The organism is Actinomadura sp. WMMA1423, assembly GCF_006547145.1.
Classification (GTDB): Bacteria; Actinomycetota; Actinomycetes; order Streptosporangiales; family Streptosporangiaceae; genus Spirillospora.
On record NZ_CP041244.1, the window covers coordinates 2,946,086 to 2,961,544 of the forward strand.

A 15,459-nucleotide genomic window follows, 5' to 3' on the forward strand; every position below is an offset into this window, starting at 1 on the left:
GGGCAAGGGAATCCTCGAGACCCGGGGAGAAGGCTCGGCATAAAGATCTCCTCTCCCTTTTCAAAGGCCGGCCCGTCCGCGCGGCCGGTGTTTTCCGGAAGGCCCCGAGTTGTTCCGTCGTCCCGCCCCCGCCGCATGGCTGGGGGCCTTCGCACTGCTCCTGCCCCTCACGTTCGTGGACCGGTCCATCGCGGCCGCGCCGCCCCGCGCCGAGGTCGTCGCCGAGACGGCCGTCGCGCCCCGCACCCTGGACCTGACCATCGCCTCGCCCGCCATGGACGGCCGCCAGAAGGCGCGGCTCCTGCTCCCTCCCGGCTGGTCGCGGCGCGCGGCGCGCACCTGGCCCACGCTGTGGCTGCTGCACGGCGGCGTCGACGACTACACCGCCTGGACGCGCGACACCGACGTCGCCGAACTCACCGCCCGCACCGGCGTCATCGTCGTCATGCCGGACGGCGGCCGCTGCGGCAATTACTCGGACTGGTGGAACTACGGGAAGGGCGGCCCACCGCGCTGGGAGACCTTCCACATGACCGAGCTCCGCGGGATTCTCGAACGGGACTACCGCGCCGGGCCGGAGCGCGTGATCGCCGGCAATTCCATGGGCGGCCTCGGCGCCATGCTGTACGCGGCCCGGTTCCCGGGCATGTTCTCAGCCGCGGCGGCGTTCAGCGGCTACCTGGACACCCTGTACGGCCACAAACCGGGGGACGACTCGACGGGCTGGGGCCCCGCCGTGGCCTGCCCCGGAACCGACTGGCGGCGGGTGTGGGGCGACCCCGACGACCAGGCCGCGATCTGGCACGCCCACAACCCGACCGACCTCGCGGGGCGGCTGCGCGGCGTCCGGCTCTGGGTGGCGTGCGGCAACGGCAAGGCCGGCTCCCTCGGCGGGCTGCCGTTCACCGATCCGGTGGAGGCCGCCGCGAACGAGCACGCGCACTCGTTCGCGGACCGGTTGCACGGCCTCGGCATCCCGGTCACCGCCCGCTTCTTCGACGGGCAGCACGACTGGCCCTACTGGCAGCGCGACCTGCACGAGGCGTACCCGATGCTCATGGACGCCCTGGGCCTCGCGCCCGCATCCGGGCTCAGTCGTTCTTGAGGCGCTCCGTCGCGTCGTCCGCGCCGAGCGGCCCGTGCCATTCGAGGAGCAGGACGGTGGCGTCGTCGTCCAGCCGCCCCGCGTGGTGCTCCAGGATGCTGTGGACGAGGCGGCGCAGCGTCTCGGGGACCGAGAGCCCGTCGGCCTCGCGCCGGATGATGAAGTCGACGAACCGGTCCAGCCCGAACTCGTGCTTTTCGGGGTCGCGGGCCTCCACGATCCCGTCGCTGTAGAACAGGATCCGGTCGCCGGGCTCCAGCTGCTCCTCGCACACCTCCGGGCGGACGCCGAGGCCGGTGCCGAGCGGTGCGCCGGGCGGGCACTCCAGCGTCGTGACCCACCGCGACCCGCGGATGACGACGGGCGCGGGGTGCCCGTAGGAGACCCACGAGAGCCGGCCCGTCGGCAGGTCGAGCTCGGCGAGCACTCCCGTGACGAACCGGCCGGTCGGGTTCTGCTCCAGCAGCGCCGCCTCGATCGCCTCTCCGGTCTCGACGAGCCCGGCCCCCTCGATGCGGCTGTTGCGGCAGGCCGCTACGGCGAGGTTGGAGGTCAGCCCGGCGGTGGTGTCGTGGCCCATGGCGTCGAAGATCGTGAGGTGGACGGTCTCGCCCGCGAGCGCGTAGTCGAAGGTGTCGCCGCCCAGCATGTAGGCGGGCTCCAGCGCGGCGCCGATGACGACCTGGTCGTTGGCGAAGGTCATCGGGGGCAGCAGCCGCCACTGCATCTCCGCCGAGACCGTCATGTCCCTGGTCCGCACCAGCCGGGCGTAGGAGTCGCTGTACGGGCCCTTGCTGACGATGATCAGCGCGACCAGGCCGGCCAGGGACTCGGCCTCCTCCTGGGCCCGGTCGTCGTCGTCGCGGAAGGTCACGCGCAGCACGCCGAGCCGCTCGGCCCCGTCGAGGATCGGCACCCAGTACTGGCGGTCGCCGTCGTCGAGGAGCTGCCCGGCCGCCGGTTCCATCGTCTGGAAGGCCCGGCCCGCGACCGTGCCGTCGATCCTCAGCTCCGGGGGCTCGGCCCCCGGGTCCTGCCCGGCGTCCGGCCCCTCGCCGGTCAGCAGGCGCAGCACCGTCTGCTGGAGGTCCACGACGTAGATGATCGCGTCGCGGAGGCCGTGGTCGGCGGCGTGCCGGGCCACCGCGCCCGGCAGTTGCTCCATCGACATCAGATGGCTGGCCGCCAGCAGTGCTCTCAGCATCGGTTCGCCGCCCTGCGCTCTCGGCTGTTCGGGGCTCGTGCACTCCGCCGTCCCGCGGGCGGACCACCGTTGTCCAGGACAGCATCGCCCCTTTACCAGACCCTACCCTCCCGAGAACCTCTCCAGCGCCGCCCAGGTGGGGCATGACCCGGGAAAGCCCCAGGTGAGCGCCGGGCCGGGCGTCAGGACCGCGCCGGGGACGGACCGGCGGGCAGCATCGCGGCGATGCCGGGCTTCAGCAGGGCGCGGACCGTCGCGTAGGGGGCGCGGAAGTTCAGGTTGCCGCAGCCGTCGCTGCCCCCGTTGAGGTAGGAGAGCTCGAACCCGCCGGGGGTGAGGAAAGGGCTCAGGAGCGGCGGGCTGGGCTCGTCACCCGTCGAGCCCGGGAGCTTGTGCGGCGAGAAGTCGGCGACCTTGAACGCGCCGTCGGCGGTGTTGCACTCCTCCCATCGGCGCTCCCTGGTGCCCGGAGTCTGCCGGACGAGCGTCTGGAGCCGCCGCACGCCGTCCGGGGTGAGGGTCGAGGGCTGGAAGACGTCGGCGGCGGTCAGCCTGCGGCCGGTGCGCAGGTCGACGGTGACGACCTCGCCGCCCGGGGACCCGTCCGCCTGCTCGCAGTGGTCCGACAGCATGAAGTAGCGGACCGACACCAGGCCCGGGCCGTGCAGCCCGAGCCTCGTCTCGGTGCCCAGCTTCACGGGCTTGCCCTTGCAGTCGATCGTGGCGGCGGTCCTTCGCGCGTCGGCGATCAGCCGGTCCACCGGGCCGCGGAGCTCGGCGTTGACCCGGCGTTCGAGCGCGGGGTCCTTCAATCCGGTCACCTTCGGGTACCGCGCGTTCTGGACCTCGATCGCCGGGTTCGCCAGCCGCCGGCTGTCGGCGACGAGCGTCACGACGGCGGCGGGCGCGGGCGGCGGCGCGGGCTTGTGGTCCCGCACCGCGTAGACGACGCCGCCCGCCGTCGCGGCGGCCACGGCGGCGCCCGCGGCCGCCAGCGTGCCCTTGCCCGCCGCGGTGGCGAGGAAGCCCTTGCTCACGGCGGCGCCCGCCGTCCCGGCGCCGCTCGCGCCGCCCGCCCCCGCGGTGCCCGCGGTGCCCGCCGCGCCCGCGGTGGTCGCCCCGGCCGCGGCGGACGCCCCCGGCGTGAGGGCGAGGGCCCCGAGCGGGAACAGCGCGGCCAGGGCGACCGCGGCGGCGGCCAAGGCCCGGACGCCCCGCTGCTCCCAGTCGCCCCCGTAGGCGGCGACGGCGACGCCCTCCAGCCACGCCACGAACTCCGCCGCGCCCGGGGGCCGCTCCCCCGGCTCCTTCGCCATCCCGTGCAGGACGAGCGGGCGCAGCGGCTCGGGGACGTCCCGGACGTCGACCTGCGCGGTGAGGTGCTGGTTCATCAGGGCCGCGCGCTCGGCCGCCGCGAACGGGCGACGCCCGGTGACGCACTCCATGAACACGCAGGTCGCGGCGTACACGTCGGTGGCGGGGGTGGCGGGATCGCCGCGCCACTGCTCCGGCGCCATGTAGACCGGCGTCCCCGCGAACGACCCGCCGCCGGACAGGACGGCGATGCCGAAGTCCACGAGCTTGCTCAGGCCGTCGGCCCGCACCACGACGTTCGCCGGCTTGTAGTCGCGGTGCACGACCCCGACGGCGTGGGCCGCCGCGAGCCCGAGCAGCGAGCCCTTCAGCACGAGCAGCGCCGCCTCCGGGGCCAGCGCCCCGTGCTCGCGCAGCACCTCCTTCAGCGACGCGCCGTTCACCGCCTCCATCACGATCGCCGCGCCCTGCTCGCCCTCCACGAACTGGTAGAGGCGGGCGACGTAAGGGCTGGTCAGGCGGCCCAGCATCTGCGCCTCGGCGCGCAGCCCGGCGATCGCCGCGGGGTCCGCGCCCTCCAGGTACTTGATCGCCACCGGGGTGCCGGACCCGGCATGGCGGGCGAGGACGACCCGCCCCTGCGCCCCCCGTCCGAGTTCACGGTCCTCGGTGAACCCCGCCAGCCGCCAGTCCATCGCCGCTCCCGCCGCTCTTCCGATCATGCTTCACAGGCCGTTGACGCCACCGCGTGAGGAAAGGTTCGCGGAAAGTCGGCACCGGCGCCACGGCCGGAGCCGGGCCGGGACCGGGGCCCGGTGATATGGGACACACCGCCCGCGCCGCGGCCGCGCGCCCGGGAACGGTCGAAGGCACAGGTCACGGGCCGGGCTTATCATTTGGTGACAAAGCGCGAGGAAAAAGCGCGGCCATGAATTCGCGGAAGCAATGTGCTAGAACCCCGGTTGGGTTCGCCGACCGCGAAAGGATCTTCATGGGCGCAGCGGAGGCTCTCGCAGAGGTCGTCGACACGGAGCGCTATCCGCTGGCCGCACCGGGCGGCGCCGGGTGGGACGCCCTCGTTTCCAGCACCGGGGACGAGCTGGCGAAAACGGGCTGCTGCGTGCTGCCCGACTTCATTCGCCCCGCATTGCGGGACGCGCTGCGCGCGGAATGCGCGGCGATCGCCCCGCACGCGCATTACGACGTCGAAACGGTGAACGCCTACAACATCGACGTGAACACGCCATTGCCGGAGGGCCATCCCGGGCGGATCACCGTCGACCGGGGCAACGCGTTCGTCGCCCGCGACCGCATCCCCGCCGGCTCCGTCGTCCAGCGGCTCTACGGCAGCGGGCACTTCCAGCGGTTCGTGGCGGCCTGCTTCGGGCTGCCGCGGGTGCACGAGCTGGCCGACCCGCTGTCGGGGCTGGTCCTCAACGTCGTCGAGCCGGGGATGGGGCACCCCTGGCACTTCGACACCAACGAGTTCACGGTCAGCCTGCTGACGCAGGAGCCCGAGGACGGGGGCGCGTTCGAGTACTGCCCCAACATCAGGTCGGCGGCGGCGGAGAACTTCGGGGACGTGCGCCGCGTGCTGACCGGGCACGGCGGCGACCTCGTCCGCCGGCTCACGCTCCGCCCGGGCGACCTGCAGCTGTTCAAGGGACGGTACTCGCTGCACCGGGTGGCCGAGGTCCGGGGGGACACGGCGCGGCACACGGCGATCTTCGCCTACAGCGAGCGCCCGGGGGTCATCGGCAGCGTCGCGCGCACGAGGCAGCTCTTCGGCCGCGTCCTGCCCGAGCACCTGGCGGCGGAGGGACGCGCCGTCCGGGTCGACCGGCTGCTGGACTAGGAGGCACCCGCCCGTGCGCACGGACACCACAGGGAAGATCTCGCTCGACCACATCTACACCAGCCCCGACCCCCGCGCCTACTTCGGCACGCTGCGCGGACTCGGCTACGACATCCCGGAACTGGCCAAACCGCACTTCCAGCGGCTGATCGCCGAGTACCGGGAGGCGCGCGGCGTCCCGGTCCCCACCGTCCTCGACATCGGCTGCTCCTACGGGATCAACGCGGCCCTGCTGAAGTACGGCGTGACGATGGGCGAGCTGTACGAGCGCTACGGCGGCCCAGGCGCAGCCGGGCTCACCCGCGCCGCGCTGCTGGCCGGGGACCGGGAGCTCATCCGCTCCCGGGGGGCCGCTGACCGGCTGCGCTTCCTCGGCCTGGACGCCTCCGCGAACGCCCTCTCCTACGCCCTCGAAACCGGGTTCCTCGACGGCGCCGTCCACGCGGACCTGGAGAGCGGCGACCCTACGGCCGAGCAGCGCGCCCAGCTCGCCGAGACGGATCTGGTGATCTCGACCGGCTGCCTCGGCTACGTCACCGAGCGCACCGTCTCCCGCGTCGTGGAGGCGCACGGGGACCGCAGGCCGTGGATGGCGCACTTCATCCTGCGGATGTTCCCGTTCGACCCGATCGCCGAGACCCTCGCCGCCGCCGGGTACGCGACCGTCCGCCACGACGGCCTGTTCCGCCAGCGGCGGTTCGCGACGCCGCAGGAGCAGGCGCTCGTCCTGGACCGCCTCGCCGGGGCAGGGGTCGACCCGAGCGGCCTGGAGGCCGACGGCTGGTTCTACGCGCAGCTCTACGTCTCCCGCCCCCGCGACTGACCCGCGGTCGATCGCCCCCGCCCGCTTGACCGTCCCGTCCAGTGACCGACCATGGAACAAGAGGATCGATGTGAACGCCGGCGAAGAACTCTCGTCCCGCACCTTCGGCAATGAGGAGCGGCTGCCGCGGGTGCCGCTGCCCGCGCTCGACGCGACCTGCGAGCGGTTCCTGGAGTGGTGCGCGCCGCTGCTGACCGCGGACGAGCTGGCCGGGACGGAGTCGGCGCTGGCCTCCTTCGCCCGCCCGGACGGCCCGGGCCGCGCCCTGCACGCGGAACTGGAGCGCTACGAGGCGAGCGAGGGGGTGCGGAGCTGGCTGGACACGTTCTGGCCCTACCGCTACCTCGGCCGCCGCGACCGGATCGCGCTGAACGCCAACTTCTTCTTCCTGTTCAAGGAGTCGCCGGAGGGGCAGGCCGAGCGCGCGGCCGGGCTCATCGCCGGGGCGCTGGACTACAAGCTCCGCCTGGACCGGGAGGAGATCCCGCCGGTCGTGCAGCGCGGCCGGCCGCTGTCGATGGCGCAGAACCGGTTCCTGTTCTCCACGACGCGGATCCCGGGCGCCGAGCAGGACACGGTCCGCGCCCCCTACGGCGCCGAGTGGCCGGGGCCGTCCGGCGCCCGCCACATCGTGGTGTTCTACCGCGGCAACATGGTCCGGATGGACGTGCTGGGGCCGGACGGCGCCCCCCACACGCTGGACGAGCTGCGAGCGGGCCTCGCCGCCGTCATGAAGGCGGAGTCCGCGCCGGAGCCGTCCGCCGGGCACCTGACCACCAAGGCCCGCGCGGAGTGGGCGGCGAGCCGCGAGGCGCTACTGGCCCTCGGCAACGCCGAGGCGCTGGACGACATCGAGACGGCGCTGTTCTGCGTCTGCCTGGAGGACTTCGTCCCCGCCGACGATCTCGACGCCTGCGACCACCTCCTCCATGGCGACAGCGCGAACCGCTGGTTCGACAAGGCCGTCTCGTTCATCGTGTTCGCCGACGGCACCGCGGGCATCAACGTGGAGCACTGCGGCCTGGACGGCACGACCATCCTCAGCTTCGTCGACGCGCTGCTGAGCGAGGCCCCGGAGAAGCTGTCGGAGCGCTCGGGTGCGCGGGCGCAGGGCCTCCCGGTCACCGAGGCGATCGAGTTCACCCTGGACGACGCCCTGCGGAGCGACATCCGCGACGCCGCGTCGGCGTTCGCCGGCTACGCGGCGGCCACGGCCACGACGGCCGTTTCATTCGACAACTTCGGCACAGATGATATTAAACGGCTGAAGATGTCCCCCGACGCATTCGTCCAGATGGCCTACCAGCTCGCCCACAAGCGCGCGAAGGGTCGCATCGGCGCCACGTACGAGTCGATCGCCACCCGCCAGTACCGGAACGGGCGCACCGAGGCGATGCGCGTCGTGACCCCGGAGGTGCTCCGCTTCGTCGAGGCCATGGACGACCCGTCCGCCGGGCCCGCGCTCCGCCGGGACGCGTTCCGCGCCGCCGCCGACGCCCACGTCCGCCGGGCGAAGGAGTGCCAGGCGGGGCAGGCTCCCGAGCAGCACCTGTGGGAGCTCCAGCTCATCCGGAAGCGGCGCGGCGCCGAGCTGGGCGTCACCGAGCCGCTCCCGCTGTTCGACTCCCCCGGCTGGCTCGTCATGCGGGACGACTACCTGAGCACCAGCTCGGCGCCGTCGGTCAACATCCGGTACTTCGGGTTCGGGTCGACCAGCGAGCAGTGCATCGGCGTCGCCTACGTCCTGCTGCCGGACCGCTTCAACCTCTACCTGAGCACCCCGCGGCCCGTCGAGGACGCGATGCGGGAGTTCGCGGTCCGGCTCCGGGAGGCGGTCCGGGAGCTGCGGGAGCTGCTCGCCTGATCACCGGCCGGGCTTCGCGGGCCGGTGGGTCCGCCCGACCGGGTAGAGCCAGTTCCGGAACGCCCGGCTGAGCGCGGGCATGACGACCAGGGTGAGCACCGGGATCACCAGGACCGGGAACGTCAGCGCCCGGACCGGCAGCGGCCAGGCCTGCGTCAGCGGGGTGACGAAGGCCTGGAGCAGCAGGGCGATCGGGTACACCGCGCAGAACGTGACCACGATCATCTTGAGCTTGGAGGGGGGCGGGACGGACTCGCCGGGCAGGCTGAACCAGGTCTCCAACCCCGTGGTGTCCTGGCGGTGCTCATCGGCGATCCCGCTGACCCGGTCGATCCACTCGGCACGCTCGTCGGAGGCCAGCCAGCGGTCGAGCCGCTCCTGGTCGGCGAAGTTCACGACGGTGTAGTACCGGTGCCGCGAGCCCTCCGCGCGCAGCCAGGTCGCGCCCCGGTGCCCGGGGAACCGGGTCGCGACCTCGTGGAGCCCCTCGGCCCACTCCTCGAAGTCGCGCTCCCGGCCGGGCTTGACGTCCCAGGTGAACACGCTCGTGACAGGCTCGGTGTCGGTTGCGGCCATGCCAGAGGTCTCACCCGTCCTGTCCGTTCCATTCGCGCATGGGCGGATCAGGTGGTGGCGAGCGCCTCGGTGGGGCTCAGGCGCGACGCCCTGATCGCCGGGTAGAGGCCCGCGACCGCGCCGATGAGCAGGGTCGCGGCGACGCCGCCCAGCACCGCCCAGGCGGGGATGACGACCGGCCACCCCTGGTAGACGGCGTAGACGGCCGTCACGAGCGCGCCGATGACCGCCCCGCCGACGCCGCCGAGCGCCGACAGCAGCAGCGACTCGGAGAGGAACTGCGTGCGGATCTGGCCCCGGGTCGCGCCGAGGGAGCGGCGCAGCCCGATCTCCGACCGCCGCTCCAGCACCGAGATGACCATGGTGTTGGCGACCCCCACCCCGCCGACCAGCAGCGCGACCGCGCCGAGGCCGAGCAGCAGCCCGGTGAACGCCTCGCCCGCGGCCTTCTTCGCCGCCAGGGCGTCCGACGGCCGCGACACCTCCACCTCGTTCGGCGCCTCGGGGTTCGCGGTCGCGCCCAGCACGTCCCGGACGTCCTCGACGCTCGCCTCCGCCGACCGGGTGTAGATGGTCGTCGGATGGCCGTCGAACCCGAGCCGGGACTGCGCGGCGCCCCAGCCGACCAGCGCGGCGCTGTCCAGCTCGGGGGCCAGCTCCGCCGGCTCCAGGATGCCGATCACGGTGAACCAGCGCCCGCCGACGAGCACCTGGACGTCCGGCGCCGCGTGCCCGATCCCGAGGCGCCGCGCGGCGGTCGACCCGAGGACGGTCGCGGGGAACCCGCCGGTCGCGGTGTTCAGCCAGACGCCCGCGCGCAGCCTCGCCCCCGTCGCGGCGCGCAGGTCGGTGCGGGCGGCGTAGACCGCGATCCCGTTGGTCTCGGTCTCGGGGACCTTGCCCGTCCGGTAGACCTTCGCGTCGTCCACCAGGCCGGTCGCCGACACCTCCTGGACGGGGGCGATCCGGGCCACCATGGCCTCCGATTCGAGCGGCAGCTCCGCCTTGTCCCCGGTCAGGGTGTTGCCGGGCGAGACGGTCAGCAGGTTGGTGCCGAGCGCGGCGAGGGCCCGGTCGAGGTCGGCGCGGGAGGAGGACGACACCCCGACGACCGCGACCATCGCGGCGATCCCGATCGCGATGCCGAGCGCGGACAGGAACGCCCGCAGCGGCCGGGTCCGCAGGCCGACGGCGCCGACCCTGAGCACGTCGCCCGGCCACATCCGGGCCGGCTGGAGCGTCCCGGCCGTCATCGCTCCGCCCCCGTGAGGCGCGAGCCGCCCGCCACCGGGACGGCCGGGGCCGAGCCGTCCGCCGAGTCGTCCACCGCGGAGTCGTCGACCACGAGTCCGTCGCGCATCCGGACGCGCCGGGGCAGGCCCGCCGCGATCTCCCGGTCGTGCGTGATGATCACGACGGTGGTGCCGGCGGCGTGCAGCTCGCGCAGCAGCGCCATGACCCCCTCGCCGGACGCCGAGTCGAGCGCGCCGGTCGGCTCGTCGGCGAGCAGCAGCGCGGGCTCCCCGGCCACGGCCCGTGCGATCGCGACCCGCTGCCGCTCACCGCCCGACAGCTCGTGCGGCTCGTGGTCCAGCCGGTGGCCGAGCCCGACCCGCTCCAGCGCCGCCGCCGCCAGCCGCCGCCGCGCCGCCGGGCGCAGCCCGGAGTACAGCAGGCCGTCGGCGACGTTGTCGATCGCCCGGGTCCCGGCCGCCAGGTGGAAGTGCTGGAAGACGAACCCGATGCGGCTCGCGCGCAGCGCGGACAGCTTCGCGTCCGGGAGCCTCCCCACGTCGTGCCCGTCGATGAGGATGTCGCCGGAGGTGGGGCGGTCCAGGGTGCCGAGCATGTTCAGCATGGTCGTCTTCCCCGAGCCGGACGGGCCGACGATCGCGACCAGCTCGCCCGCCCCGACGTGCAGCGACACCCCGGCGAGGGCGTGCACGCCGCCCGGGTAGGACTTCACCACGTCCCGCAGCGTGATCATTTCGGAACCCCCACGAGCGTGCCCTCGGCGATCCCCGGCCCGGAGACCTCGACCTTCCCGCCGGCGAACATCCCGGTCTCGACCGGGACGTAGGACGACGCGGCGCCCTTGACGACCTCGACGCCGAAGCCTCCCTCCCGCAGCGCGACCAGCGCGGACACCGGCACCGTCAGGACGTTCTCGCGCTGCCCCGCGGTGAACTCGACGTCGGCCGACGCCAGCGCGAACCGGGCGGCGGCCTTCTTCGCCTTCGCCGAGGCCAGCCAGATGGTGACCTCCACCTTCGTCGTCGGCTCCTCCCCCTGGGCGCCCGGCTCGATCACCGTGGTGACCTCGTCGATCTTCGCCGCGACCGGGGCGCCCTCCGGCAGCGTCACCTCGACGCGGGCGCCCTTCTTGGCCAGCCGCTGGTCGGCGGTGTCGAGCTCGACCGTGACGGCCTGGGTGGTCCCGGTGTAGTCGAGGACCTTCTTGCCGGGAGCGGCGGGCTCGCCCGGGTGCGCCGCGACCGTCTCCACGCGGACGGGCCCGTCCGCGAACGCGACCCGTCCGACGTCGACGGTCCCGGTCTCCGGCGCCCCGATGTCGTCCTGCCACTCCTGGACGGCCTCGGCGGTGCCCGAGGTGTACTCGTCGTCCACGGTGAATCCGCCGTAGCCGAGCGCGCTGAGGTTCTTCTCGAACCGCTCCACGTCGGAGCCCTCGGTCCCGATCCGCAGGGGCCGGTAGGACGGCTTCGACCCGTACATCAGCACGACCGGGTCGCCGTCGACCTCGTAGAGCCGGTGGCCCCGGGTGATCTGGTCCCCGCTCTCGGGCAGCCAGGTGATCGTGCCCCTGGTCTGGTTCGTCGCGGTCATCGTCGGGCCGTAGCCGAGCCGCCCGTCCTCGGTCTGGGTGTCGCTCAGCGTCTCCCTGGCCACCTTCGCCGTGCCGGGCGGCAGGCCCGCGGCCCGGCCGCCGCCCCCGTCCCCGCCGGACCGCAGCGCCGCCGCGGTGGCGACGCCGCCCGCCGCGAGCACGGCGGCGACGGCCAGGGCGATCTTCCAGCGCGGCCGGCGGCGGCGGCCGCGGCGCCCCTCCCGCTTCGCCGGCGCGCGCTCCGCGGTGGTCTCTCCCATCACTTCCTGCCGCCCTGCAAGACCTTCTCGCACTTCTGCTGCGCGGTCTCGAGGTCCGGGTCGTCGCCGACGGTCTTCTTGTCGATCCGGATGCCGGGCTGGTTCGGGTCGGGGTCCGGGAAGTTCTCCACGCCGTTCTCGCGCATGCACTTGGCGAACTCGCGGGCCCGCTCCTGCATCTTCGGATCGGGCGCGCCCGTGCGGTTCTCCATGGGGCTGTACTGCCGGCACGCCTCCATGGCCTTGTCCACGACGGCCTTGTTGCCCTTGACCTTGATCCGGGCGCCCTCGCCGGGCTTCGGGTCCTCCATGTCGACGCCGTGCTCGCGCATGCACTGGGCGAACTTGACGCCGCGCTCCTCCGGGCTGAGCTGGTCGCCGCCTGGCTTCGCGTCGCCCTGCTTCGCGCCCCCGTTCGCCGAGGCCACGGTGTCGCCCTTGTCGTCCGAGCCGCACCCGGTCAGCACCAGCGCCGCCGCGAGGGGCAGCGCGGCCAGGATCCGCAGTCGCATTTCTCCTCCTTCTCGGCCGGAGCCGTTCCGGCCGACGGAGAGCGATGCAACCCGGCGGAGCGTTTCTCCCGCGTTTCCGCGCCGGGGAGCCGGTTCCTAACGGAAACGAAACACGGGCTCCGGCACCATCTGCTCCGGAGGAGGCTTCATGAGAGTGCTGGTGGCAGAGGACGAGCGGCTCCTGGCCGACGCGATCGCCGAGTGGCTGCGCGACGACGCGCACGCCGTCGACCTGGCCTATGACGGCGCGGCCGCCCTGGAGCGCGTCACCGTCAACGACTACGACGTGGTCGTGCTGGACCGCGACCTGCCGCTCGTCCACGGCGACGACGTGTGCCGCGAGATCGTCCGGGGCGAGACCGCTGCCCGCGTCCTGATGCTCACCGCCGCCGCCGAGGTCACCGACCGGGTCGACGGGCTCGGCCTCGGCGCCGACGACTACCTGACCAAGCCGTTCGCGTTCCCCGAGCTCGCCGCCCGCGTCCACGCGCTCGGCCGCCGCAGCCGCCCGGCCGCGCCGCCGCGGCTGCACCGCGCCGGCATCACGCTGGACCCGGCGCGGCGCGAGGTGTTCCGGGACGGCCGCTACGTGCCCCTCGCCCGCAAGGAGTTCGCCGTCCTCGCCGAACTGCTGCGCGCCGACGGCGCCGTGGTGTCCGCCGAGCAGCTCCTGGAGAAGGCGTGGGACGAGCACGCCGACCCGTTCACCGGCGCCGTCCGGCTGACCGTCCTCAAGCTGCGCCGCAAGCTCGCCGAACCGCCCGTCGTGGAGACCGTCAAGGGAGCGGGGTACCGGATCCCATGAGGCTGTCGCTGCGCGCCCGGCTCACCATCACCTACGGCGGGCTGTTCCTCGTCGCCGGCGTGGTGCTGCTCGGCGCGACCTACGCACTGTTCGACCAGCAGCTCTCGCGGTCCGGCACGAAGGTGCTCGCGACGCGGCTGAGCCCCGTCCCCGGTCCCGGCCCGGCGTCCCCGGCCCAGAACTCGCGGCAGGCCGTCGAGGCGAGGGCCCTGGCGGAGGCCCGGATGGCGGCCGACACCGACCGGTGGATGCGCGACCAGCGCGACGAGCTGCACGACGCCGCCGTCACCTCGCTGGTCACCCAGGGGTCGATCGCGCTGCTGGTCGTCGGCGGCGCGGCGGCTGGCTTCGGCTGGCTCATCGCGGGCCAGGTCCTGTCGCCGCTGCACCGCGTCACCGAGACCGCCCGCCGCATCGCCGGCTCCCCCGCCGCCGACCGCGGCCTGCACGAGCGCATCGCCCTGCGGGGGCCCCGCGACGAGGTCAAGGAGCTCGCCGACACCTTCGACACGATGGTCGAGCGCCTCGACCGCTCGTTCGACGGCCAGCGCCGCTTCGTCGCGAACGCCTCCCACGAGCTGCGCACCCCGCTCGCCCTCGGCCGCGCGCTGGTCGAGGTGGCGATGCACCGCGAGTCGGCGTCCCCGGACGTCCGGCAGCTCGGCGAGACACTCCTGCAGATCAACTCGCGGCACGAGCGCCTCATCACCGGCCTGCTGCTGCTCGCCCGCTCGGAGAACGAGGTCACCACCCGGGCGCCGGTCGACCTCGCCGACGTCGTCGCCCACGTCGGCGCCCAGACGGCGCTCGAAGCCGGCGGCGCCGGCGTCACCGTCGAGACCGACACCGCCGAGGCCATGACGTCGGGCGACGCGCTCCTGCTCGAACGCGTCGTGCAGAACCTGCTGGAGAACGGGCTGCGCCACAACACCGAGTCCGGCTGGGTCACCGTCTCCTGCCGGACGGAGGACGGGCACGCCGTCCTGGAGGTCGCCAACTCGGGCCCGTCCGTCCCGCCCTACGAGATACCCGCGCTGTTCGAGCCGTTCCGCCGCCTCGACAACGACCGCCTCGTCACCGCGAAGGGCGCCGGTCTCGGCCTGTCGATCGTCCAGTCCATCGTCCGGGCCCACAACGGAACGGTGAGGGCCGTGCCCCGCTCCGGAGGCGGCCTCACCGTCACCGTCGCCCTGCCGTCCGCGGAACCGGAGCACGCCGGCGCCCTGCCCGCCGCCCGCACGAGCGCGCCGCGCGACCTCCCGGCGGGACGCGGCGCCCGCGCGAGATCCGCCGCCCGCTCCTAGCCCTGCCCGCGACCCGGGTCAGCGTGCGCCCGGGCGGCGCAGCTCGCGCGGGCTCACGCCGAAGCGCTGCCGGAACGCGTGGCTGAGCGCGCTGGCGGAGGAGAACCCGGTGGCGTGCGCGAGGTCGGTGATGGTGACGTGCCGGTCGAGGGGGTTGCGCAGCCGGTCGCGGACGAGCCGGAGCCGCTCCTCGCGGATCAGCTCGCGGGGCGTGGTCCCGGCGCGCTGGAGCGCGAGCTGCACCTGCCGCAGCGACCAGCCGAGGTCCTGCGCCATCGCGGCGCCGGTGAGCCCGGAGTCGGTGGCGTGCTCGCGGACGTAGCGCCGCACGACCGCCTCCACCTCGGCGAGGTGGCCGGGCGCGGGCGGGTGCTCCTCCCCGGCGAGCAGCAGGCACAGCAGCTCGGTGATCCGCTCGCACGCGGCGTCGAACTGCCGCCCGGTGAGGCTGCGGCGCTCCTCGCCGACGGCCCGCACCATGTCGGCGACGACCCGGCCGAGGCCGGCGGACAGGTCCAGGCCGGTCACCGGGCGGGGCGGGCCGCTCAGCCGGCCGTCCATCTCGGGGGCCGGGATCGTCATGACGAGCGCGCGGGCCGGACGCGGCTGGAGGACCCGGAACGGGGCCGCGGGCGCGATGAGGCCGCCGGTGCCCGGGCGGAGCCGCGCCTCCCGGTCGTCCTCCACCATGAGCATCTCGCCGTGCAGCGGCAGCAGGAACCGGTAGCCCCGGTCGCGGCGCGCCTGCCCCGGGGTCCGGACGTACTCGGCCCGGTCCGACAGGTAGAGCACGAGCCGGTACTCGGCGCCGCTCTGCCGGACCGGCCCGCCGAGCACGTCCTCCACCGCAGGCCCCTCCACCCCCGCCGCCGTAGATCATTCGCGGGCGAGCGTAGTACGGCCGTCGCCAGAGAATCAGTCGAATCCATCGGAAAGTAACCTTATTCAGACGGTGGGTGACCCCGCGATGCGCCCCGTGGCAACTTCTC

General features: G+C 74.0%; 14 protein-coding genes. 6 read left to right on the forward strand and 8 right to left on the reverse strand.

The window, feature by feature from the left end:
- The first annotated feature begins 109 nt into the window (after window positions 1–109).
- Window positions 110–1,105, forward strand: coding sequence for an alpha/beta hydrolase family protein (locus FKD65_RS13690; RefSeq protein WP_141577867.1), 996 nt, complete (start codon window positions 110–112; stop codon window positions 1,103–1,105).
- Here FKD65_RS13690 and FKD65_RS13695 read toward each other — a convergent pair.
- The gene (locus FKD65_RS13695; RefSeq protein WP_141577868.1) at window positions 1,092–2,309 is read right to left on the reverse strand and encodes a PP2C family protein-serine/threonine phosphatase; all 1,218 of its coding nucleotides are present in this window, start codon (window positions 2,307–2,309) and stop codon (window positions 1,092–1,094) included. The two genes, FKD65_RS13690 and FKD65_RS13695, sit on opposite strands and share 14 nt — an antisense overlap.
- Window positions 2,310–2,491: 182 nt before the next feature.
- The gene (locus FKD65_RS13700; RefSeq protein WP_240810128.1) at window positions 2,492–4,345 is read right to left on the reverse strand and encodes a serine/threonine-protein kinase; all 1,854 of its coding nucleotides are present in this window, start codon (window positions 4,343–4,345) and stop codon (window positions 2,492–2,494) included.
- A gap of 269 nt (window positions 4,346–4,614) precedes the next feature.
- Here FKD65_RS13700 and FKD65_RS13705 point away from each other — a divergent pair, with 269 nt between their 5' ends.
- From FKD65_RS13705 to FKD65_RS13715, 3 genes are all read left to right on the forward strand, one after another.
- Window positions 4,615–5,478, forward strand: a complete 864-nt coding sequence (locus FKD65_RS13705; RefSeq protein ID WP_141577869.1) for an arpA protein — start codon at window positions 4,615–4,617, stop codon at window positions 5,476–5,478.
- Window positions 5,479–5,491: 13 nt separating this feature from the next.
- The gene (locus tag FKD65_RS13710; RefSeq protein WP_141577870.1) at window positions 5,492–6,301 is read left to right on the forward strand and encodes a class I SAM-dependent methyltransferase; all 810 of its coding nucleotides are present in this window, start codon (window positions 5,492–5,494) and stop codon (window positions 6,299–6,301) included.
- Between the two features lie 70 nt (window positions 6,302–6,371).
- On the forward strand, window positions 6,372–8,165 hold the full coding sequence (locus FKD65_RS13715) for a choline/carnitine O-acyltransferase (protein ID WP_141577871.1): 1,794 nt from the start codon (window positions 6,372–6,374) through the stop codon (window positions 8,163–8,165).
- Here the strand turns inward: FKD65_RS13715 and FKD65_RS13720 are convergent, their stop codons facing one another.
- Genes FKD65_RS13720 through FKD65_RS13740 form a run of 5 tightly spaced genes read right to left on the reverse strand, consistent with a single transcriptional unit; the run spans window position 8,166 to window position 12,361 of the window.
- The gene (locus tag FKD65_RS13720) at window positions 8,166–8,741 is read right to left on the reverse strand and encodes an antibiotic biosynthesis monooxygenase (protein WP_141577872.1); all 576 of its coding nucleotides are present in this window, start codon (window positions 8,739–8,741) and stop codon (window positions 8,166–8,168) included. It abuts the gene before it with no gap.
- A gap of 47 nt (window positions 8,742–8,788) precedes the next feature.
- On the reverse strand, window positions 8,789–9,994 hold the full coding sequence (locus FKD65_RS13725; RefSeq protein ID WP_141577873.1) for an ABC transporter permease: 1,206 nt from the start codon (window positions 9,992–9,994) through the stop codon (window positions 8,789–8,791).
- A complete protein-coding gene (locus FKD65_RS13730; RefSeq protein WP_141577874.1) occupies window positions 9,991–10,728 on the reverse strand; it encodes an ABC transporter ATP-binding protein in 738 nt (245 codons plus the stop codon). Before FKD65_RS13730 ends, FKD65_RS13725 begins: the two co-directional genes overlap by 4 nt.
- The gene (locus tag FKD65_RS13735) at window positions 10,725–11,849 is read right to left on the reverse strand and encodes a peptidoglycan-binding protein (protein WP_141577875.1); all 1,125 of its coding nucleotides are present in this window, start codon (window positions 11,847–11,849) and stop codon (window positions 10,725–10,727) included. Before FKD65_RS13735 ends, FKD65_RS13730 begins: the two co-directional genes overlap by 4 nt.
- Window positions 11,849–12,361: a hypothetical protein gene (locus FKD65_RS13740; protein WP_141577876.1), complete on the reverse strand. Its 513-nt coding sequence runs from the start codon at window positions 12,359–12,361 to the stop codon at window positions 11,849–11,851. Before FKD65_RS13740 ends, FKD65_RS13735 begins: the two co-directional genes overlap by 1 nt.
- A gap of 148 nt (window positions 12,362–12,509) precedes the next feature.
- Between FKD65_RS13740 and FKD65_RS13745 the strand changes: the two genes are divergently transcribed.
- Window positions 12,510–13,166 carry a response regulator transcription factor gene (locus tag FKD65_RS13745; protein WP_141577877.1) on the forward strand — a complete coding sequence of 219 codons (657 nt, stop codon included), beginning with the start codon at window positions 12,510–12,512 and terminating at the stop codon, window positions 13,164–13,166.
- Window positions 13,163–14,470, forward strand: coding sequence for a cell wall metabolism sensor histidine kinase WalK (locus FKD65_RS13750; protein WP_141577878.1), 1,308 nt, complete (start codon window positions 13,163–13,165; stop codon window positions 14,468–14,470). The genes FKD65_RS13745 and FKD65_RS13750 overlap by 4 nt, the downstream gene beginning before the upstream one ends.
- A gap of 18 nt (window positions 14,471–14,488) precedes the next feature.
- Here FKD65_RS13750 and FKD65_RS13755 read toward each other — a convergent pair whose 3' ends face one another.
- On the reverse strand, window positions 14,489–15,316 hold the full coding sequence (locus FKD65_RS13755) for a helix-turn-helix domain-containing protein (protein WP_240810129.1): 828 nt from the start codon (window positions 15,314–15,316) through the stop codon (window positions 14,489–14,491).
- Window positions 15,317–15,459 lie beyond the last annotated feature (143 nt).

Coding starts and splice junctions, on each gene's coding strand:
- FKD65_RS13745 (WP_141577877.1), top strand. CDS start 12,510: ATGAGAGTGCTGGTGGCAGAGGACGAGCGGCTCCTGGCCGACGCGATC.
- FKD65_RS13695 (WP_141577868.1), bottom strand. CDS start 2,309: ATGCTGAGAGCACTGCTGGCGGCCAGCCATCTGATGTCGATGGAGCAA.
- FKD65_RS13730 (WP_141577874.1), bottom strand. CDS start 10,728: ATGATCACGCTGCGGGACGTGGTGAAGTCCTACCCGGGCGGCGTGCAC.
- FKD65_RS13720 (WP_141577872.1), bottom strand. CDS start 8,741: ATGGCCGCAACCGACACCGAGCCTGTCACGAGCGTGTTCACCTGGGAC.
- FKD65_RS13725 (WP_141577873.1), bottom strand. CDS start 9,994: ATGACGGCCGGGACGCTCCAGCCGGCCCGGATGTGGCCGGGCGACGTG.
- FKD65_RS13705 (WP_141577869.1), top strand. CDS start 4,615: ATGGGCGCAGCGGAGGCTCTCGCAGAGGTCGTCGACACGGAGCGCTAT.
- FKD65_RS13735 (WP_141577875.1), bottom strand. CDS start 11,849: ATGGGAGAGACCACCGCGGAGCGCGCGCCGGCGAAGCGGGAGGGGCGC.
- FKD65_RS13740 (WP_141577876.1), bottom strand. CDS start 12,361: ATGCGACTGCGGATCCTGGCCGCGCTGCCCCTCGCGGCGGCGCTGGTG.
- FKD65_RS13750 (WP_141577878.1), top strand. CDS start 13,163: ATGAGGCTGTCGCTGCGCGCCCGGCTCACCATCACCTACGGCGGGCTG.
- FKD65_RS13700 (WP_240810128.1), bottom strand. CDS start 4,345: ATGATCGGAAGAGCGGCGGGAGCGGCGATGGACTGGCGGCTGGCGGGG.